This is a genomic window from Salarchaeum japonicum (assembly GCF_020614395.1).
GTDB classification, from domain to species: domain Archaea; phylum Halobacteriota; class Halobacteria; order Halobacteriales; family Halobacteriaceae; genus Salarchaeum; species Salarchaeum japonicum.
Genome location: NZ_CP085324.1, coordinates 192678 through 209291 on the forward strand (window position 1 = coordinate 192678; position 16614 = coordinate 209291).

The 16614-nt window shown below is 69.3% G+C and carries 22 protein-coding genes; 9 read left to right on the top strand and 13 right to left on the bottom strand.

Translation table 11 applies throughout. From position 1 onward, the window contains the following. Positions 1-70 precede the first annotated feature (70 nt). Genes LI334_RS00990 through LI334_RS01000 form a run of 3 tightly spaced genes read right to left on the bottom strand, consistent with a single transcriptional unit; the run spans position 71 to position 2075 of the window. A complete protein-coding gene (locus tag LI334_RS00990) occupies positions 71-799 on the bottom strand; it encodes an energy-coupling factor transporter transmembrane component T family protein (RefSeq protein ID WP_227261305.1) in 729 nt (242 codons plus the stop codon). Next, entirely contained in the window at positions 793-1494 is a 702-nt protein-coding gene (locus tag LI334_RS00995) for an energy-coupling factor ABC transporter ATP-binding protein (protein ID WP_227261306.1), read from the bottom strand. The genes LI334_RS00990 and LI334_RS00995 overlap by 7 nt, the downstream gene beginning before the upstream one ends. Continuing rightward, entirely contained in the window at positions 1494-2075 is a 582-nt protein-coding gene (locus LI334_RS01000; protein ID WP_227261307.1) for a biotin transporter BioY, read from the bottom strand. Before LI334_RS01000 ends, LI334_RS00995 begins: the two co-directional genes overlap by 1 nt. A gap of 111 nt (positions 2076-2186) precedes the next feature. Between LI334_RS01000 and LI334_RS01005 the strand changes: the two genes are divergently transcribed. Both LI334_RS01005 and LI334_RS01010 read left to right on the top strand, forming a co-directional pair. After that, entirely contained in the window at positions 2187-2783 is a 597-nt protein-coding gene (locus LI334_RS01005; protein ID WP_227261308.1) for a conditioned medium-induced protein 4, read from the top strand. A 33-nt stretch (positions 2784-2816) separates the two neighbouring features. Then, entirely contained in the window at positions 2817-3464 is a 648-nt protein-coding gene (locus LI334_RS01010) for a CRISPR-associated protein Cas4 (protein WP_227261309.1), read from the top strand. Here the strand turns inward: LI334_RS01010 and LI334_RS01015 are convergent. The 3 genes from LI334_RS01015 to LI334_RS01025 are packed head-to-tail and all read right to left on the bottom strand — an operon-like array spanning position 3447 to position 4828. Next, the gene (locus tag LI334_RS01015; RefSeq protein WP_227261310.1) at positions 3447-4028 is read right to left on the bottom strand and encodes an L-threonylcarbamoyladenylate synthase; all 582 of its coding nucleotides are present in this window, start codon (positions 4026-4028) and stop codon (positions 3447-3449) included. The two genes, LI334_RS01010 and LI334_RS01015, sit on opposite strands and share 18 nt — an antisense overlap. Further along, positions 4029-4538, bottom strand: coding sequence for a peroxiredoxin family protein (locus tag LI334_RS01020; RefSeq protein ID WP_227261311.1), 510 nt, complete (start codon positions 4536-4538; stop codon positions 4029-4031). Beyond that, a complete protein-coding gene (locus LI334_RS01025; RefSeq protein WP_227261312.1) occupies positions 4538-4828 on the bottom strand; it encodes a glutathione S-transferase N-terminal domain-containing protein in 291 nt (96 codons plus the stop codon). Before LI334_RS01025 ends, LI334_RS01020 begins: the two co-directional genes overlap by 1 nt. 132 nt (positions 4829-4960) lie before the next feature. Between LI334_RS01025 and LI334_RS01030 the strand changes: the two genes are divergently transcribed. Beyond that, positions 4961-6286, top strand: coding sequence for a hemolysin family protein (locus LI334_RS01030; RefSeq protein WP_406675875.1), 1326 nt, complete (start codon positions 4961-4963; stop codon positions 6284-6286). Here LI334_RS01030 and LI334_RS01035 read toward each other — a convergent pair. Next, on the bottom strand, positions 6283-7440 hold the full coding sequence (locus LI334_RS01035; RefSeq protein ID WP_227261314.1) for an inorganic phosphate transporter: 1158 nt from the start codon (positions 7438-7440) through the stop codon (positions 6283-6285). The genes LI334_RS01030 and LI334_RS01035 overlap by 4 nt on opposite strands. 37 nt (positions 7441-7477) lie before the next feature. Further along, on the bottom strand, positions 7478-8161 hold the full coding sequence (locus LI334_RS01040) for a DUF5828 family protein (RefSeq protein ID WP_227261315.1): 684 nt from the start codon (positions 8159-8161) through the stop codon (positions 7478-7480). Between the two features lie 207 nt (positions 8162-8368). Here LI334_RS01040 and upp point away from each other — a divergent pair, with 207 nt between their 5' ends. From upp to LI334_RS01060, 4 genes are read left to right on the top strand one after another with little or no spacing between them, the layout of a single operon-like run. Further along, positions 8369-9043, top strand: a complete 675-nt coding sequence (upp, locus tag LI334_RS01045) for a uracil phosphoribosyltransferase (protein WP_227261316.1) — start codon at positions 8369-8371, stop codon at positions 9041-9043. A 40-nt stretch (positions 9044-9083) separates the two neighbouring features. Further along, positions 9084-9449, top strand: coding sequence for a hypothetical protein (locus LI334_RS01050; protein ID WP_227261317.1), 366 nt, complete (start codon positions 9084-9086; stop codon positions 9447-9449). A gap of 39 nt (positions 9450-9488) precedes the next feature. Then, positions 9489-9692 carry a DUF7569 family protein gene (locus tag LI334_RS01055; RefSeq protein WP_227261318.1) on the top strand — a complete coding sequence of 68 codons (204 nt, stop codon included), beginning with the start codon at positions 9489-9491 and terminating at the stop codon, positions 9690-9692. A gap of 30 nt (positions 9693-9722) precedes the next feature. Then, a complete protein-coding gene (locus tag LI334_RS01060) occupies positions 9723-10070 on the top strand; it encodes a hypothetical protein (RefSeq protein WP_227261319.1) in 348 nt (115 codons plus the stop codon). Positions 10071-10164: 94 nt separating this feature from the next. On the opposite strand, the gene LI334_RS01065 is transcribed toward LI334_RS01060, so the two are convergent. From LI334_RS01065 to hisA, 5 genes are read right to left on the bottom strand one after another with little or no spacing between them, the layout of a single operon-like run. Then, on the bottom strand, positions 10165-12294 hold the full coding sequence (locus tag LI334_RS01065; RefSeq protein ID WP_227261320.1) for a S9 family peptidase: 2130 nt from the start codon (positions 12292-12294) through the stop codon (positions 10165-10167). A 44-nt stretch (positions 12295-12338) separates the two neighbouring features. Further along, positions 12339-12959, bottom strand: a complete 621-nt coding sequence (locus LI334_RS01070) for an IMPACT family protein (RefSeq protein WP_227261321.1) — start codon at positions 12957-12959, stop codon at positions 12339-12341. Then, the gene (locus LI334_RS01075; protein ID WP_227261322.1) at positions 12959-13462 is read right to left on the bottom strand and encodes an amino acid-binding protein; all 504 of its coding nucleotides are present in this window, start codon (positions 13460-13462) and stop codon (positions 12959-12961) included. Before LI334_RS01075 ends, LI334_RS01070 begins: the two co-directional genes overlap by 1 nt. Further along, complete coding sequence (hisB, locus tag LI334_RS01080) at positions 13463-14050, bottom strand: imidazoleglycerol-phosphate dehydratase HisB (protein WP_227261323.1); 588 nt, start codon at positions 14048-14050, stop codon at positions 13463-13465. Positions 14051-14080: 30 nt separating this feature from the next. Further along, entirely contained in the window at positions 14081-14809 is a 729-nt protein-coding gene (gene hisA / locus LI334_RS01085; RefSeq protein WP_227261324.1) for a 1-(5-phosphoribosyl)-5-[(5-phosphoribosylamino)methylideneamino]imidazole-4-carboxamide isomerase, read from the bottom strand. An 81-nt stretch (positions 14810-14890) separates the two neighbouring features. On the opposite strand from hisA, the gene LI334_RS01090 reads away from it, so the two are divergent. Beyond that, positions 14891-16045, top strand: coding sequence for an inorganic phosphate transporter (locus tag LI334_RS01090; RefSeq protein WP_227261325.1), 1155 nt, complete (start codon positions 14891-14893; stop codon positions 16043-16045). 52 nt (positions 16046-16097) lie between these two features. Further along, positions 16098-16487: a ferredoxin Fer gene (fer, locus tag LI334_RS01095; RefSeq protein ID WP_227261326.1), complete on the top strand. Its 390-nt coding sequence runs from the start codon at positions 16098-16100 to the stop codon at positions 16485-16487. The last annotated feature ends 127 nt before the right edge of the window (positions 16488-16614 follow it).

The window sequence follows — 16614 nt, forward strand, 5'->3', positions numbered from 1 at the left end:
CGCTTAAAGGTTGCCACAACGGCTAACGCTGTGAGGTGAGTTGTCCGTCTCGGCTACCACTTGTAACCGGTCACGCGACGGCCGCGGCGAGCGGGCCGGCGTACGCGCTCGCGGCGAGCAGGAGGGTGAGCGCGACGGCGAGCCAGTCCCGGCCCGCGAAGGCGAGCGGGGGCGGCGTGGGGTTGTATGAGAGACAGCGCGCGCGCAGGGCGAGCGCGAGGCGGTCGGCGCGCTGGAGGGCGCGACGGAGACCGCCGACGCCGACGAGTCGCACGCGGTCGCGGACGCTTCGCTGGTCGCCGAGGCGGGCGCGCGAGGCGTCCCGGAGTCGCCGCACGTCGCGCTGGAGGAGCGGGAGGAAGCGGAAGACGAGGCCGACGCCGACGCCGAGCAACCGCCCCGGTCGGCCCGGGACGAGCCACGCGACCGCGGCCCGCGACTCCGAGACGGGCGTGGTGTGGACGTAGGCGGCGGCGAGCAGGAGGAGGAGGAGCGTCCGCCACGACGCGAGCGCCGGCTGGACGGCGTCTTCGAGCACCAGCCAGGGCGCGCCCCACGTGAGCGCCTGAATCAGGGGCGCGAGCACGAGGAAGGGGAGGACGGCGAGGTACTCGCGGAGCGCCGCGCGGGGGGAGAGCCCGCACGCGAGCGTCGCGGCGACGGCGAGCGCGGAGAGCGCGAGCAACCCCCGGAGTGTCGTGTGGGCGAACGCGGCGGCGGCGAACCCGGCCTGGAGCGCGAGCTTCGACCGGGGGTCGAGGCGGTGGCCGGCGGAGTCGCCGGGTTCGTGGGTCAGCACGGGTCGCGCACGCTCGCCGCGGAGAGTCTGTCGCGCACCTCCGCCGGTGGATCGTCCGCGAGCACCCGTCCGTCGGAGAGGAGGCAGACGCGGTCGGCGCGCTCGAACACGTCCCGGAGGTCGTGGGTGACGACGACGAGGCTCGTTCCGGCGGCGTGGAGGGCGTCCAGGCGGTCGAGCACGCTCTCCCGCGCCGGCTGGTCGAGGCCCGTGAAGGGTTCGTCGAGCACGACGTGGTCGGGCCGCATCGCCAGCACGCCCGCGATGGCGACGCGCTCCTGCTCGCCGCCGGAGAGCCGGCTCAGGAGGTCGTCGCCCCGACCCGTCATGTTCACCGCGTCGAGCGCCGCCGCGACGCGCTCCTCGACTTCCTCGCGGGGGAGGCCGAGGTTCTCCGGGCCGAACGCCACGTCCTCCCGGACGGTGCCGGCGACGAACTGGTCGCGGGGGTCCTGGAACACCATCCCAACGCTCGCGCGCGCCGCGACGAGGTCGTCCGAGACCGGCGTTCCGTTCACGCGCACGTCGCCCGCGTCCGGTTCGAGCAGGCCGTTGAAGTGCCGGACGAGCGTGGTCTTCCCGCTCCCGTTCGCGCCCGCGACGGCGACGAACTCCCCGTCCGCGACGTCGAGGCTGACGCCGTCGAGCGCCCGCACGCCGTCGTACTCGTGGACGAGCGAGCTGACGGAAATCATCAGGCGGCGGTGATGTCGTCAGCGCGAACCGCGGCCAGGGTCGCGCCCATCTTCAACAGCTCGGCGGGGACGAACGGAACCGCCGCGGTGAGCGCCGCCTCGACCAGTCCGACGTTCCCGACGTACGCGAAGAAGACGGTGCCGAACGCGTAGATGAGGACGGTGGCGACGGCCATCCCGGCGACCAACCGGGGGAGCGAGATGGCGTCGAGGTCGCGGAGGCCGCCCGCGCCGTGCGCGGCGTACCCGACGACGGCGGCGGCGAGCGGATAGCTCCAGAGGTAGCCGCCCCACTGGCCGAACAGCTGTCCGAGGCCGCTCCCGCCGTACGCGTAGACGGGGACGCCGACCGCGCCCGCGACGACGTACAGCGCCATCGCCGCGAACCCCCAGACCGGCCCGAGGAACGCGCCCGCGAGGAACACGCCGAGCACCTGGAGCGTGAACGGAACGCTCGACACCGGGAGCTGGAAGGAGACGTACGCGAACACGCCCGTGAGCGCTGCGAACAGCGCCGCCCGCGCGAGGTTCCCGACGACCTGGTCGCCGACCAGTTCGACCGACTCGTGGTTCGTACTCATACCCACACGGCCTCCGTCAACCGTGTTCAAATTACTGGTTTACGGAACGCTCTCACCGCGTGAGAAACCCCAACAAGCCTTTAATGAAGCGGGACGTGCCTTTTGACCATCATGAACGAGAAGACCGAGGAACTCCGCGACATCTTCCTCGACGTCACCGAGGAGGACACCGTCACCGAAACCCAGACGGAGACCCACGGCACTCTCGCGTCCGACGACGAGGTGGACGACCGCCTCCGCGACACCGTCGCCCACATGCAGGACGCCCTCGACTTCACCACCGACCTCACCACTGAGGAGTACGTCCGCGTCGTCCGCGGGTTCTACGCCGACGAAGCCGACGCCGCCATCGCCCGCGACCTCGACACCACGCCCGACACCGTCGCCCGCGCCCGCCTCGACCTCCACCTCCTCACCGACACCGACCTCGACGCCCCCTTCGAGTTCGACGCGCTCGACGCCGCGCTCGACGACCACGACACCCTCGCCGACGCCGCCGACGCCCTCGACGTCAGCCCCAGCACCGTCCGCCGCTACCGCCGCGTCCGCGACGCCCGCCGCGACATCCGCCGCGTCAACGACCGCTACCGCGACGAGTTCGAAGCCATCCTCACCGACCGCGAACTCACCGACCCCCTCACCGAGAGCGTGCAGGAGGACGGCCTCGACGAAGCGACCGAAGGCCAGGAGATGGACGTCTCGTTGTAGGGTTCAAGTAGGAAGACGGGGCCAGCGGGCGTCGTGCCCACCTTCAGCGCGCTGGCGACGGCGGCGTACTGTCCGCGCCAGCTCTACTATCGGCGGCGCGACCCGCCCGACGGAACGCCCGCGGCGGCCGAGCGCGCGTACGACCTCTCGACGCACTACCCCGAGTTAGTGGTCGCGTCCGACACCGCGCTCCGAACCTTCGACCTCGCCGTCTCTCCCGCTACGTATCGGCGGCGGCTCCGCGCGCTCCGCGAACGCGACTGCTGGCAGACACTCACCGACCCGCCCGAGAGCGACGCGCTCGTCGAGGGACGGGACTGCCGTGGGCGCGTGCAGAAAGTCGGGTACGACCCGCTCCGGCCCGTCCTCGTCTCGCCCGGCGACCCCGCGGACTCCGGCGTGTGGGAGCCACAGCGGGTGCGCGCGGTCGCGGCGGCGCTCGCGCTCGCGTGGCGCGAACGCACGCCCGTCGAATCGGCGCTCGTCGAGTACCCCCGGCACGGCGTCGTCCGCGAAGTCAGGCTGACGGCGGGGAACCGCGCGCTCTACCGGCGCACCCTGCGCGCCGTCGAGGGCCTGGACGGGCCGCCGCCCCGCCTCCGCGACACCGCGCGCTGCGGGAGTTGCGACTACCGCGCGGAGTGCGGAACGAAAACGCGGAGTCTACGCTCGCTCCTCTAGCCAGGCCTCGATGCGGTCGGCGTCCCGGCCGCGGCGGTGAATCACGCCCGCGGCCGCGTCCACGACCGTGCTCTCCCCGCCCCGGGTCTCGCCGCCGTCCAGCACCACGCGGGCGGCGTCACGGATTTCGGGGTCGAGGTCGGTGACGCGGCGGGCGTTCGAGCGGCCGCTCCGGTTCGCGCTCGTCGCCGTCACCGGCCCCGCGGCGTCGAGGAAGTCGAGCGCCAGTTCGTGGTCGGGCACGCGCACGCCCACCTTCGGTTTCCCGCCGGTGAGCGCGTCCGGAACCCGGTCGCGCTTCTCGCAGACCACGGTCACCGCGCCCGGGAGGAACTCGCGCATGAACGCCTCTTCGCGCTCGCTCGCGTCCACGTAGTCGAGCGCGGCGTCCACGCTCCCGACGCCCATCGAGAGCGGTTTCGAGCGGTCGCGGCCCTTCGCGGCGAACACGCGCTCTATCGCCTCGGAGTCGAGGGCGTCGCCCGCGAGGCCGTAGACGGTGTCCGTCGGGTAGACGACGAGACCGCCGTCCGCGACGGCCGCGGTGGCGTCCGCGAGCGACATCTACAGGTCTTCGACCGCGGCCTCGATTTCGTCGTAGTCCGGGAACTCCGGCCACTCCTCCGCGACCCACGCGTACTCGACGGTTCTGTCCTCGTCGATGACGTACACGGCCGGCCGCGGCTCCTCGATACCCGTCATGCCGTCGAGGTCGTGCTCGATGCCGTACTTGCGCGCCACGTCGTTCGCGGGGTCGCTGAACAGTTCGTACTGCTCGATGCCGCGCTCCTCGATGGTGCGCTTGTGCTCGTACGGCGACGAGATGGAGAGGCCGACCACCTGCACGCCGTACTGCTCGAACTCGCGGTCGGCGAGTTCCTGCCACGCGTACGTCGCCGGGAACGCGCCGTCCATCGAGTGGAACACGAGCACCACGGGCGAGTCGTCGAGCAGGTCGGTGAGCGAGGCGTCCTCCCAGTACTCGTCGTTCACGAGCGGTCGCGTGAAGTTCGGCGCGTTCTCGCCCGCCTCCACGTGGTCGGCCTCGGGGAGGCTCACGATGTCGAAGTCCATCAGTCGTCACCCCCGTAGGTTCGGTCGAGGTACTTGACGATGTTCCCGGATTCGGCCATCGCGACGCCCGTGTTCTCGTCGATGATGGCGGGGACGGTGCGCGCGCCGACGACGCGCTTCACGGCGTCGCGCTCCGAGTGCAGCGGTTCGACGAACCGCGAGTGGTAGTCGATGTCGTACTCGTCGAGTTTGTTCACGACGCGCTCGCAGAACGGACACGCCTGCAGTCGATAGAGCAGGATGTCCGCGTCCGCGCTCTCCGGTTTCGGCGTTGCTTCGCTCGCGCTCATACCTCGTCGTTCGGTCGAACCCGGCGTAAACGTGTTGCCCGCGGCACGCAGGGGGTAACGTTTAATCGGACGGGGACGAAACCCACGACTATTGTGGGTTTGTCTCCGGTACTGACACCGCTGGTGTTCGGCGTGACACTCGGGACTGATACGTACGCCGCGCTCGGCGTGGTTGCGATAATCCTCCTGATGGCGCTTTCGGCGTTCTTCTCGTCCTCCGAGATAGCGATGTTCTCCATCGCTCGCCACCGTATCGACGCGCTCCGCGAGGACGGCGTTCCCGGTGCGAAGACCGTAGCTGACCTCAAAGAAGACCCGCACCGACTCCTCGTGACGATTCTCGTCGGGAACAACCTCGTGAACATCGCGATGTCCTCGCTCGCCACCGCGCTCGTCGGGATGTACGTCACGAACTCCGGCGTCGCGGTGCTCGTCTCGACGTTCGGCGTCACCGCGCTCGTCCTCCTGTTCGGGGAGTCCGGCCCGAAGTCGTACGCGGTCGAGAACACGGAGTCGTGGTCGCTCCGCGTCGCGCCCTTCCTCAAGCTCTCCGAACGCGTCCTCTACCCGCTCGTCGTCACGTTCGACTACCTCACGCGGCTCGTCAACCGCGTCACCGGCGGGCGCGCGGCCATCGAGACCTCGTACGTCTCCCGGGACGAGATTCAGGAGATGATCAAGACCGGAGAGCGCGAGGGCGTCATCGAGGAGGACGAACGCGAGATGCTCCAGCGCATCTTCCGGTTCAACAATACCATCGCGAAGGAGGTGATGACGCCGCGGCTCGACGTGGACGCGGTGCCGAAGGACGCGTCCGTCGACGAGGCCATCCAGACGTGCGTGCAGTCCGGCCACGAACGACTCCCGATTTACGAGGGAAGCCTGGACAACGTCATCGGGGTCGTCGCGCTCCGCGACCTCGTGCGCCAGCACGTCTACGGCGAGGGCGAGACGGTCGCGCTCTCCGACCTCATCGAACCGACTCTGCACGTCCCCGAGTCGAAGAACGTGGACGAACTCCTCGCGGAGATGCAGGACGAGCGCGTCGGCATGGTCGTCGTGCTGGACGAGTTCGGCACCACGGAGGGCCTCATCACGACCGAAGACCTCATCGAGGAAATCGTGGGCGAAATCCTCGAAGGCGAGGAGGAAAAGCCGGTGACGTTCGTGGACGACGACGCCGTGCTCGTGCGCGGCGAAGTGAACATCGACGAGGTGAACGACGCGCTCGACATCGACCTCCCGGAGGGCGAGGAGTTCGAGACCATCGCGGGTTTCATCTTCAACCGCGCGGGCCGCCTCGTGGAGGAGGGTGAGACGTTCGAGTACGACGGCGTCGAACTCCGCGCGGAGACCGTGGAGAACACGCGCATCATGAAAGCGCGCGTCTCCCGCGTCGAGGAACCCGACGACGACGCGGAGTCACTCGAAGCCGAGGAGGAAGACCCCGAGGCCTAGAACACCGCGTCCACGCCGACGTACGCGCCGTAGCTCGCGCCGAGCGCGAGCGCGAGCGACCCGACCCACGCGAGCACGGTGAACACCATCTTTCGCTTGCTCACGCCGCCGCCCGCGCCCGCCGCGGCGTACCCGCTACCGACGATGGCGGAGACGATTATCTCGTTGAAGGAGACTGGAATCCCGAAGAAGACGGCGGTCTGTGCGATGGCGAAACTCGGGATGAGCGCCGCGATGCTGCGGCGGGGGCCGAGGCTGGAGTAGTCCTGGCTGAGCGCTTTTATCATGCGGGGCGCGCCCGTCCACGACCCGGCGAGCAGGCCGATGCCGCCCCCGACGAGCACGTACGTGATGGGGACGTCCCCGCCGACGAGCGGGAGGAGCGGGCCGACCGCGAGGCCGACCTGACTGCCGCCGGCGCTGAACGCGACGAGGCTGCCGAGCGCGAGGAGGAAGCGCCGCTGGCCGCGCGCGGGGTCGCGGTCGATTTCGCGGTAGAGCACGAGCGCGACGAGCGCGGCGACGACGAGCGACACGGCCGCGCGCCCCGGGAGACCGGGCGTAACCGCGGCGGAGAGCGACCGACTGGTTCCGGCGGGGCCGAGGAAGACGAACCGGATGTTCGCGATGATGAGGCCGACGACGCCGCCGAGAACGGGGATGACGACGCGGTCGCGGTCGAGGCGGCGGAGCGCCCGCGCGGTGGCGTACGCGATGCCGCCGCCGACGAACGGTACGAGCACCCAGAGCGTCGCTATCTGCTGGTACTTCGCCCACGCGGGACTGCCGCCCATCGCCAGGCCGGTGCCCACCACCGCGCCCGTGACGGTGAACGCGGTGGCGATGGGGTAGCCCGCGAACACGCCGACGGCGACGAGCACGGCGGCGATGGTGAGCGCGATGACCGCCGCCGTCGGGGAGAGCGACTGTCCGATGATGAGGTCTTGGCCGACGGCTTCGCTCACGTTCGCGCCCTGAAACACCGCGCCCGCGAGCCCGAGGATGCCGACGAGGAACCCCGCGCGCATCACCGGAATCGCGTTCGCGCCGACCGCGGGCGCGAACGGCGTCGACCCCGACGACCCCGCGCCGATAGCCCACGCCATGAAGAGGCTCGCGACCGCGGCGACGACCAGAATCACGAGACCTGCCATACGCGTCCGTGTGGTGGCCGCGGCTTGAGGGTGTCGCTTAGTTCGTCGTCGGGTTCGTGTCCGCGTCCCCGTCCGTCTCCGGGAGTTCGACGCCTTCGGCGGCCGCGACGGACTCCACGTCCTTCTCCGCGTCCACGTGCCAGCGCTCTACGTCCTCCTCGTATGATTCGAGGTACTCCCGCACCGCGTCCTTCAGGTCGTCGTCGTTCACGTTCACCTCGAACACGAACTCCTCCTGGGAGCGCACGTACCGGACGTTCGCGCTCACGAGGTCGTTGTCGAAGTAGTAGGGCGCGATCTGCGTCATCACCTTCCGGTACACGGTGTTCTCGATGGTTCGCAACGCCTTCCGGCCCGCCGTGTCCGCGGCGCGCGCCACGTAGTCGATGGAGTCCTGCCACTTCGACACCGCGCCGTCCACGTCGTCCTCTCCGAGTTTCTCGTAGGACTCGGTCAGGCGCTCGCCCGCCGACCCGAGGTCGTCGTCCGCCGACCGCCCCGCGCGCTCGCCCTCGCCCTCGTCCACGCTCGCCTGCGCGGCCGTCTTCTCCGACACCTCCTCGTCGATGCGCTCGTGCGCCTTCGGCCGCCACTCGTCCCACGCCGACAGCGCGTCGGACTCGACGCCCGCCTCGCGCAACGCGTACGTCACGCGCTCGCCGTGCTCGACGATATCGCCCCAGTCACCCCGAACCTTGAACCCGGAGATACTCTCTTCCATCGCGGTTTGACGCGCATAGGACGCCCGCCGCCTTACGTGTTGTCGCTGTCACCCGCTCGCACGGACGCTCCCGCTCCCGGCTCCACCGTCGCCGCACCGCGCCGTTCGACGGAACCGGCGTTCCGCCTGTCCCCCGCTCGCGTGTTCCGCGGCGCTACGCGCCGCGTAACCGATACCTTAACGCAATCCCCGGCCCGTTTTTCCGGTATGCCAATCGAGGACCGCGAGAACGCGCACGTCATCACGCACGCGCTCGCGAAGGACACGCTCTCCCGGATTCGGGACGAATCGACGGAGCAGGTCGGGTTCCGCAAGGGACTGGTGAAACTCGGCCGCATCTGCGGGTACGAGGTCATCGACGGCGTGATGGAGACCGAGTACGTCGAACTCGAAACCCCGCTCGCGCCGACCACCGGGGAGCGCGTGAAGGGACTGGACGACGTGGTCATCATCAACGTCCTGCGGGCGGCGACGCCGTTCGTCGAGGGGCTTCTGAAGGCGTTCCCGCGCGCGAAGCAGGGCGTCATCAGCGCGGGCCGCGACGAGTCCGGCCAGCGCGAGGACGGCACGTTCCCCATCACCGTGGACTACGTGAAACTCCCCGAAATCACGGCGGACGACACGGTCATCGTCGCCGACCCGATGCTCGCCACCGGCTCCACGATGTGCACCGTCCTCGAAACCGTCCTCGACGGACAGGCCGACCCGGAGAACCTCTTCGTGCTCTCCGCCGTCTCCGCGCCCGACGGCCTCCTCCGCGTCCAGGAGGGGTTCCCGGAGGCAGACCTCCTCACGGTCAGCATCGACGACCACCTCAACGAGGAGGGCTACATCATCCCCGGTCTCGGGGACGCGGGCGACCGCGCGTTCCGCACGAAGTAGGAACCGTAACGCCCAACCTCGCCCACGAGCGTCTTCACGTATGACTCCGGTCGCGTTGTTCGCGCTCGCCGTCGCGCTCCCCCTTCTCGTCGTCGCGGTCGTCTACGGGGGTGCGGTGCTGGTCGGCGTCGCGCCCGACTTCGCGCTCATCGTCCTCACTCTCCCGTTGCTCGCGCTCCTCCTCTACGCGCTCTCCGTGGTCGAGACGAAGACGGAGCGCGAGCGCGACCTCCCGGACTCGCTCTGGAAGCGCCTCGCGTCGTTCGCGCGCGGCGGCGACGGCGGCCCCGACATCGAGGCGCGCGACCGCATGGATCCCGAGGAGCGCCAGCGCATCGCGCGACAGATCCTCGTGTTCTCCGTCGCGGGCCTCCTCTGGACGTTCGGGGTGGCGTACGGCTTCTGACGCCGCAGTTCTTTATACCTCGGCGTGTATGCGGTACGTATGTCGGAGGACTCCTGCGCGCACTGCGGGGACGACGTATCGGACGCGCTCGCCCGCACCGTCCGCGTCACGGTCGACCGCTCTCAGATTGACCAACAGCGGCTCTGCCCGACGTGCTTCGCGGACTGGATCGACCGCTACGAGGCCGAGATGCAGCCCGAGGAGACGACCACCGTGGACGACGAGAACATCATCGTCGACTAATTTACTTATCCCGGATACGTCGGCGCGCGTATGAAACGACTGCTTCGCATCGTCGCACTCTACGGCGTCCTCGTTCCCGCCGCCGTCGTCGCGATAGCGCTCGGCGTCGCCGCCTCCCAGGCGTTCCCGCCGGGGAACGTCGCGCTCGCGCTGGCGTTCGTGTTCGCCTGCGTCTCGCTCGCGTTGACGAGCGGAGCGGACGACCACGTCGAGAACGCGAAGGTGATGGGGCGAAACCCGATGACCGCCTGGCAGGACCTCCACGAGCACGACGAGTGGAATCGCACGTCGCCGCGCATCGTCGCGGTTCGCGCGTTCTTCATGGGCGGGTTCGTCATCGCCGGCGCGTGCATCGTCGCGATATACGTCCTCGCCTAACCCCTTCGCTTCACCTCGAAGCCCCGCGCAGTCTTGCGGTTTTATCGCGTTCGTTCCGAACGAAGCCGACCCCCGGACGGCTACCGAGCGCTCCTTACGACTCGGTGTCCGTATCGTCGTCCTCGTCCTCGTCGTCGCCCGCGCTCAGGCCGTCGTTCGCGGGGCGGTCGAGCGCGCGCTCGGCGTCCGAGTGCGCGGAGTAGCCGTCGAACCACCGGACGATGCGCTCCAGGCGATCGACGACGTGCCCGGGTTCGCCCGACCGGGAGAGTTCGTGGCCCTCCCGCGGATACCTGACGAGGCGGGTGTCCACGCCGTTTTTCTTCATGAAGAGGTAGAACATCTCGCCGTTGTTCACGGGGACGCGGAAGTCGTTGTCCGCGTGCACCACGAGCGTCGGCGTCTCCACCCGGTCGGCGTACGCGACCGGGGATTGCTCCCAGAGGAAGTCGGGTTCCTCCCAGGGCGTCGTGCCGAAGTCGCCCTCCACGAGCTTGAACGCGTCCGTGGAGCCGTAGAAGGAAGAGAGGTCGTAGACGCCGCGCTGGGCGACCGCGCCGTCGAAGTAGTCCGTGTGGCCGACGATCCAGCCCGTCATGTACCCGCCGAAACTTCCGCCGGTGACGAACGCGTCGTCCTCGTCTACGTACTCCCTGCTCGCGACCTCCCGGACGCCGGCCATCACGTCCGTCATCGTCACGTCGCCCCAGTCGCGCTCGATGGCGGTCGCGAACGCCTCGCCGTAGCCGGTCGAGCCGCGGGGGTTCGACCAGAAGACGACGTAGCCCGCGGCGGCGAGCGTCTGGAACTCGTGCCACATCGTGCCCGCGGTGCTCCACATCGCGTGCGGGCCGCCGTGAATCTCCACCGCGAGCGGGTACGTCTCGTCGGGGTCGAAGTCGGGCGGGGTGAGCACCCAGCCCTGAATCTCGGTATGACCCGGTTCGGCAGACGGGTCAGTATTGGTCTGGCCCGGTTCGGCAGACGGGTCAGTATTGGTCTGGCCCGGTTCGGCAGACGGGTCAGTACTGTCGCCCTCGCCGTTCTCGAACCACAGTTCTTCGGGTTCGGAGACGGCGCGGTCGTCGAGGTAGTCGCTGTTCAACCGCGTGAGGCGGACTTCCTCTGCGCCGCCGGGGGTCGCGGCGAACACGTCGCCGGGGTGGTCCCACTCGGACTGCGTGAACGCCACGGCGTCCGACGCGACGGAGAACCCGTCGATGTGGCCGCCCGTGTCGAGCACCGTCTCGACGCCGTCGTCCGTCGCGCGTCGCAACACGACCCGGCCTTCGTCGGGCGTCGCGAAGTACAGTGCGTCCTCCCGGAACTCCAGTCCGAGCGCGCTCACGGTGCGGTCGATGTCGTCGGTGACGGTCTCCACGCCGCCCGTTTCGCGGTCGAGCACGTCGATTTCGGACTGCCGCATCGACGCGTTCTCCAGCGGCGTCCACGTGTACGCGAGCGTCTCCGGGGTGGCGGCGAGCATCGGCATCCAGCCCGTCACCTCCGTCACGGTCTCCGCCGTCCCGGCGTCGAGGTCGTAGGCGTCCACGTCGAACGTCATCGAATCGTCCGGCTCCGCGCCGCGCTTCACGCCGAAGAAGACGGTGCTGGAATCGCCCCAGGTCGCGGAGACGTGGTCGAAGTCGCCGTCCGTGACGCGCTCCAGCTCCTCGGTGTCCGTGTCGAGGACGTAGACGTGGTTGCGGGCGTCGTCGATGTAGCGCGCGCCGGCGCGGTAGATGTGGCGGTCGATGACGCGGGGGTCGGGCGGGTCGCGCTCGTACTCCTCGTCGGGGAGTTCGAGGTCGATGCCGTCCTCGCGCTCGGTGGGGGTGACCGACTGCGTGAACAGGAGGCGCTCGCCGTCCGGACTCCACTCGGGGTTCGAGACGCCGCCCGGCACGTCCGTCACGCGCCGCGCCTCCCCGCCGCTCGTCGGGAGAATCCACAACTGGGGGCGGTCGTCGTCGCCGCCGCGCGTGCTGACGAACGCGAGGCGGTCGCCCGACGGCGACCACCGCGGCTGGGAGTCCGCGCCCTCGCCCGTCGTGAACTGCCGCGGCTCCCCGCCGCCCACGGGCACCACGTACACGGTGGCGTCGTAGGACTCGTCGTCCTCGGGCACGCGCCGCACGAACGCCACCCGGTCGCCGTCCGGAGACACCCGGGGGTCGCTCGGCTTCGCGATGTCGTGATACTCGCTCGCACGAATCCGATTCATACCATCGCGTGGGAACCCGCCACAAAGGACATTTCGGTTCGAAACTACGCGATGTCCGCGCGGCCGCTCGTCGCGTTCCGAATCCGGTCGCGGAGCGCTTTCGCGTCGTCCGTGGCGACGGTCACCGAGAAGGCCACGTTCTCGCCGTAGTCGGCGTCGAACGCGCAGTCCGCGGATTCGAGGATGCCGCGCACCGTCCCGGAGTCGTCGTATTCGACCGTCACCGAAAAGGACTCCTGCGGGCGCTCCTCGACGGTTCCGGCGTCCGCGACGGCGTCCTTCACGGCCTTCGAGTACGCCCGCACCAGCCCGCCGACGCCGAGGTTCGTCCCGCCGTAGTACCGGGTGACGACGACCGCGACGTTCTCCAACTCCTCGCCCTGCAGGACGTTCAACGCCGGTTTCCCCGACGACCCCGACGGCTCCCCGTCGTCGCTCTGGTACTCCCGCAGCATGTAGTCGTCGCCCGGCCCACCCGATTCGACTCTGACTCGATACGCCGGAACGTTGTGGGTCGCGTCGTCGTACTCGTCGCGCACGGCGTCGATGAACGACTCCGCGTCGTCGGTCGTGGCCGTGGGTCGGACGTGCCCGATGAACTCGGAGCCCCGCACCTCGAAGGACGCCCGTCCGGGGGTCGCGACGGTTCGGTACGAGTCCGCCATCAGGACAGCTCGACCGACCGCACGAAGTCGAGGTTCATCAGGTCGGTGACGAGGTCGCCGGGGAGGGCTTCGTCCGTGACGAGGTAGAGCCGGGGTTCGTCCGTGAACTCGGGGTCTTCGCTGATGGTCTGCCGGATGCTGATGTCGTACTCGGCGACGAGGCTCGTGACCTGCGCGACGATACCGGACTCGTCGGCGTCGTTCACGGCGATGGTGATGACGGTGAGGTCGAGGACGGGCGCGAGGTCCATCAGGCTCGGAATCTGACTGATGTTCCGGAAGATGCGGGTGAGGTCGTCGTCCGCGAGGATGGCGTCCGTCGTCGAGTCCACCACGCGCCTATCGACGCCGGCCTCCTGCGCTATCTGGGTGTAGGGGATTTCGATGTCGCCGGAGACGACGCGGCCCTCGTCGTTCACGGAGAAGCCGCGTTCGAGCAGGAGGCGGATGACGGCCTGCTGGCCGGGGCTTCCCTCGAACTTTTCGAGTATCTCGTCGAACATCTACAGCTGGCCTTTCGTGCTCGCGACGCCCTGCCGGCGGTCGTCCACGCGCGTCGCGTCGTCCAGCGCGCGCGCCACGGCCTTGAACGCGGCCTCTATCTCGTGGTGGGCGTTCTCGCCCTCGACGTCCACGTGGAGAGTCGCGCCGGCGTTCACGGCGAACGACCGGAAGAAGTGCCGGGCCATCACGCTCGTGAACTCGCCCACGTACTCCTGGCTGAACTCGCCGCTGAACTCGTAGAGCGGGCGGCCGGAGAGGTCGAGGACGACGCTCGCGACGGCTTCGTCGAGCGGGACGCGGCGGTCGGCGAACCGCTCCAGGCCCGATTTGTCGCCGAGCGCGTCCGCGAACGCGCGCCCGAGGACGATGCCCACGTCCTCGACGGTGTGGTGGTCGTCGATGTCGAGGTCGCCCGCGCAGGAGACCGTGAGGTCGAACAGGCCGTGTTTCGCGAACGACTCCAGCATGTGGTCGAAGAAGCCGATACCCGTCTCGATGTCGCTCTCCCCGGTTCCGTCCACGTCGAGGGCGACCTCGATTTCGGTTTCGGCGGTCGCGCGTGCGACGCTCGCGCTTCTCTCGCTCATACCCCTCCTACTATCGGCCCCCACAAGGGTCTAGCGCTGCCCGACGGCCTCCTGGGCCTCGCGGAGCGTGAAGTTCCCCTCGTAGAGCGCGGTGCCGACGACGGCGGCGGCCGCGCCCGCGTCCCTCGTCGCGACCACGTCCTCGACGGTGGCGACGCCGCCGGACGCGACGACGGGGATGTCCACGGCGCTCGCGACCCGCTCGATTTCCCCGGTGCGCACGCCCGCCTCCTGGCCCTCCACGTCCACGTCCGTGAACAGGATGCCGGACGCGCCGAGTTCCTCGTAGCGCTCCGCGGCGTCCGCGGGGTCGAGACCCGTGCCTTCGGTCCAGCCGGAGACGACGACCTCGCCGTCCTTCGCGTCGAGACTGACGAGCACGCCGTCGGGGTAGCTGTTCGTCACCACGTCCACGATTCCGGGGTCTTCGACCGCCGCCGTCCCGAGGATGACGCGGTCGACGCCGAGGCGGAGGAGTCCCATCGCGTCCGCCGCGGTGCGCACGCCGCCGCCGAGCTGGATGTCCACGTCCACGGCCGCGAGAATGGCTTCGACGGCGTCCGCGTTCTTCCGCTGCCCCTCGAACGCGCCGTCCAAATCCACGAGGTGGAGGGTTTGTGCGCCCTCACTCACCCAGTTCTCCGCGGCGGCGAGCGGGTCGCCGTACGTCGTTCCCGTGCCGCGCTCCCCCTGCACTAACTGCACCGCCTCCCCGTCCTGCATGTCCACGGCGGGGACGACCTCGAAAGACTCGAACATACCCCGAGTTCGAACCCGACGCGGAAAAACGCCGCCGGTTTTTCGGGGGGTTCAAACGCCGCGAACGAGTATCCCGGATAGATGGAACTGCTCCTGGTCGTCGGCCTCGCGGTCGCCGTGTTCGTCGGATTCAACATCGGCGGGTCATCGACCGGCGTCGCGTTCGGGCCCGCCGTCGGGAGTAACGTCGTCTCCAAGCTCGGCGCGGCCGGCCTCATGACGGGGTTCGCGTTGCTCGGCGGGTGGACGGTCGGTCGGAACGTCATCGACACGATGGGCGGCGACATCGTCCCCGCCGACACGTTCACGCTCGCGGCGTCCGTCGGCGTCCTCTTCTTCGTCGGCCTGGCGCTCCTCGTGTCGAACACGTTCGGCGTCCCCGCCTCCACGTCCATGACCGCCGTCGGCGCGATCGCCGGACTGGGCGTCGCGTCCGGCACGCTCGACTGGGCCGTCATGGGCGAAATCGTCGTCTGGTGGCTCGTCGCGCCCATCCTCGCGTTCTGGGTGTGCGCCGTCATCGGCCGCTACCTCTACCCCTACCTCGACGCCGCGTTCCCCATCGAGAAATCCGAGCGCTCCGTCGTCTCCCTGGAGGGACTCCGGCCGCGCATCGCGGACGACGCCACCGGCCGCGAACTCGTCGCGAGCGCGCTCGTCGTCGTCATCGGCTGTTACATGGCGTTCTCCGCGGGCGCGTCGAACGTCGCGAACGCCGTCGCCCCCCTCGTCGGGAGCGACGCCATCACCGCCAGCAACGGCGTCCTGCTCGCCGGCGCGGCCATCGGCCTCGGCGCGTTCACCATCGCCCGCCGCACCCTCGACACCGTCGGGAACGACCTCACCGACCTCCCGTTGCTCGCCGCGCTCATCGTTGAGGTCGTCTCCGCGAGCCTCATCACCTTCCTCTCCACCATCGGCATCCCCGCCAGCCTCGCCGTCTCCGCCACGATGTCCATCGTCGGCCTCGGCTGGGGGCGCGCCACCCGCACCGTGAAAGCCACCGACGTGGCGCGCCGGGACGTGGACGCGAAAGTCAGCATGAACGCGCTCGCCGCAGACCGCCCCGACGAGGTTCCCGCGATGGGCGAGGAAGACCCCGACGAACTCGTCGCCAGCGACCTCTTCGACCCCTCCACCACCGCCCGCGTCGTCGTCCTCTGGGTGCTCACCCCCTCCATCGCCGCCGTCGCCTCGTGGGGACTGTTCAGCCTGATACCGCTTTACACGCCCTGAGGACGGACGCATCCCACAAGCCATATGACTCCGGCCGTAGAACCGTCGGGTGATGCCAACCGTCGAATACCTCAACTACGAAGTGCTGGACGACCACGGCTGGGATATCGAGGACGACGACCTCTTCGAGAAAGCCGCAGACGCCGGTCTCGACGCCGAGGACTACGGCGAACTCGACGTCCCCCAGGGCGGCTACATCCTCGAAACCGCCGAGGCCCAGGGCTACGACTGGCCGTTCTCGTGCCGCGCCGGTGCGTGCGCGAACTGCGCGTCCATCCTCAAGGAGGGCGAAATCAACATGGACATGCAGCAGATCCTCTCCGACGAGGAGGTCGAGGAGAAGAACGTCCGCCTCACCTGCATCGGCAGCCCCGAGACGGAGGAAGTCAAGATCGTCTACAACGCGAAGCACCTCGACTACCTCCAGAACCGCGTCATCTAACGCGACAGCGTTACGGTTCGCAGGACAGCCGTCCTGCGTCACTCTAACGCGGCGTCCAGCTTTCTCCGTTCTTTCCACCTCCGTAGCCGGCGGCTCGGCGGGCGCGGGCAGTAACGCCTAACACGCC

Bases quoted from the DNA above. Each gene is read 5' to 3' on its own strand.
- LI334_RS00995 (WP_227261306.1), bottom strand. From the start codon at position 1,494: ATGATTTCCGTCAGCTCGCTCGTCCACGAGTACGACGGCGTGCGGGCG.
- LI334_RS01000 (WP_227261307.1), bottom strand. From the start codon at position 2,075: ATGAGTACGAACCACGAGTCGGTCGAACTGGTCGGCGACCAGGTCGTC.
- LI334_RS01005 (WP_227261308.1), top strand. From the start codon at position 2,187: ATGAACGAGAAGACCGAGGAACTCCGCGACATCTTCCTCGACGTCACC.
- LI334_RS01015 (WP_227261310.1), bottom strand. From the start codon at position 4,028: ATGTCGCTCGCGGACGCCACCGCGGCCGTCGCGGACGGCGGTCTCGTC.
- LI334_RS01020 (WP_227261311.1), bottom strand. From the start codon at position 4,538: ATGGACTTCGACATCGTGAGCCTCCCCGAGGCCGACCACGTGGAGGCG.
- LI334_RS01025 (WP_227261312.1), bottom strand. From the start codon at position 4,828: ATGAGCGCGAGCGAAGCAACGCCGAAACCGGAGAGCGCGGACGCGGAC.
- LI334_RS01035 (WP_227261314.1), bottom strand. From the start codon at position 7,440: ATGGCAGGTCTCGTGATTCTGGTCGTCGCCGCGGTCGCGAGCCTCTTC.
- LI334_RS01040 (WP_227261315.1), bottom strand. From the start codon at position 8,161: ATGGAAGAGAGTATCTCCGGGTTCAAGGTTCGGGGTGACTGGGGCGAT.
- upp (WP_227261316.1), top strand. From the start codon at position 8,369: ATGCCAATCGAGGACCGCGAGAACGCGCACGTCATCACGCACGCGCTC.
- LI334_RS01050 (WP_227261317.1), top strand. From the start codon at position 9,084: ATGACTCCGGTCGCGTTGTTCGCGCTCGCCGTCGCGCTCCCCCTTCTC.
- LI334_RS01055 (WP_227261318.1), top strand. From the start codon at position 9,489: ATGTCGGAGGACTCCTGCGCGCACTGCGGGGACGACGTATCGGACGCG.
- LI334_RS01060 (WP_227261319.1), top strand. From the start codon at position 9,723: ATGAAACGACTGCTTCGCATCGTCGCACTCTACGGCGTCCTCGTTCCC.
- LI334_RS01065 (WP_227261320.1), bottom strand. From the start codon at position 12,294: ATGAATCGGATTCGTGCGAGCGAGTATCACGACATCGCGAAGCCGAGC.
- LI334_RS01070 (WP_227261321.1), bottom strand. From the start codon at position 12,959: ATGGCGGACTCGTACCGAACCGTCGCGACCCCCGGACGGGCGTCCTTC.
- LI334_RS01075 (WP_227261322.1), bottom strand. From the start codon at position 13,462: ATGTTCGACGAGATACTCGAAAAGTTCGAGGGAAGCCCCGGCCAGCAG.
- hisB (WP_227261323.1), bottom strand. From the start codon at position 14,050: ATGAGCGAGAGAAGCGCGAGCGTCGCACGCGCGACCGCCGAAACCGAA.
- hisA (WP_227261324.1), bottom strand. From the start codon at position 14,809: ATGTTCGAGTCTTTCGAGGTCGTCCCCGCCGTGGACATGCAGGACGGG.
- LI334_RS01090 (WP_227261325.1), top strand. From the start codon at position 14,891: ATGGAACTGCTCCTGGTCGTCGGCCTCGCGGTCGCCGTGTTCGTCGGA.
- fer (WP_227261326.1), top strand. From the start codon at position 16,098: ATGCCAACCGTCGAATACCTCAACTACGAAGTGCTGGACGACCACGGC.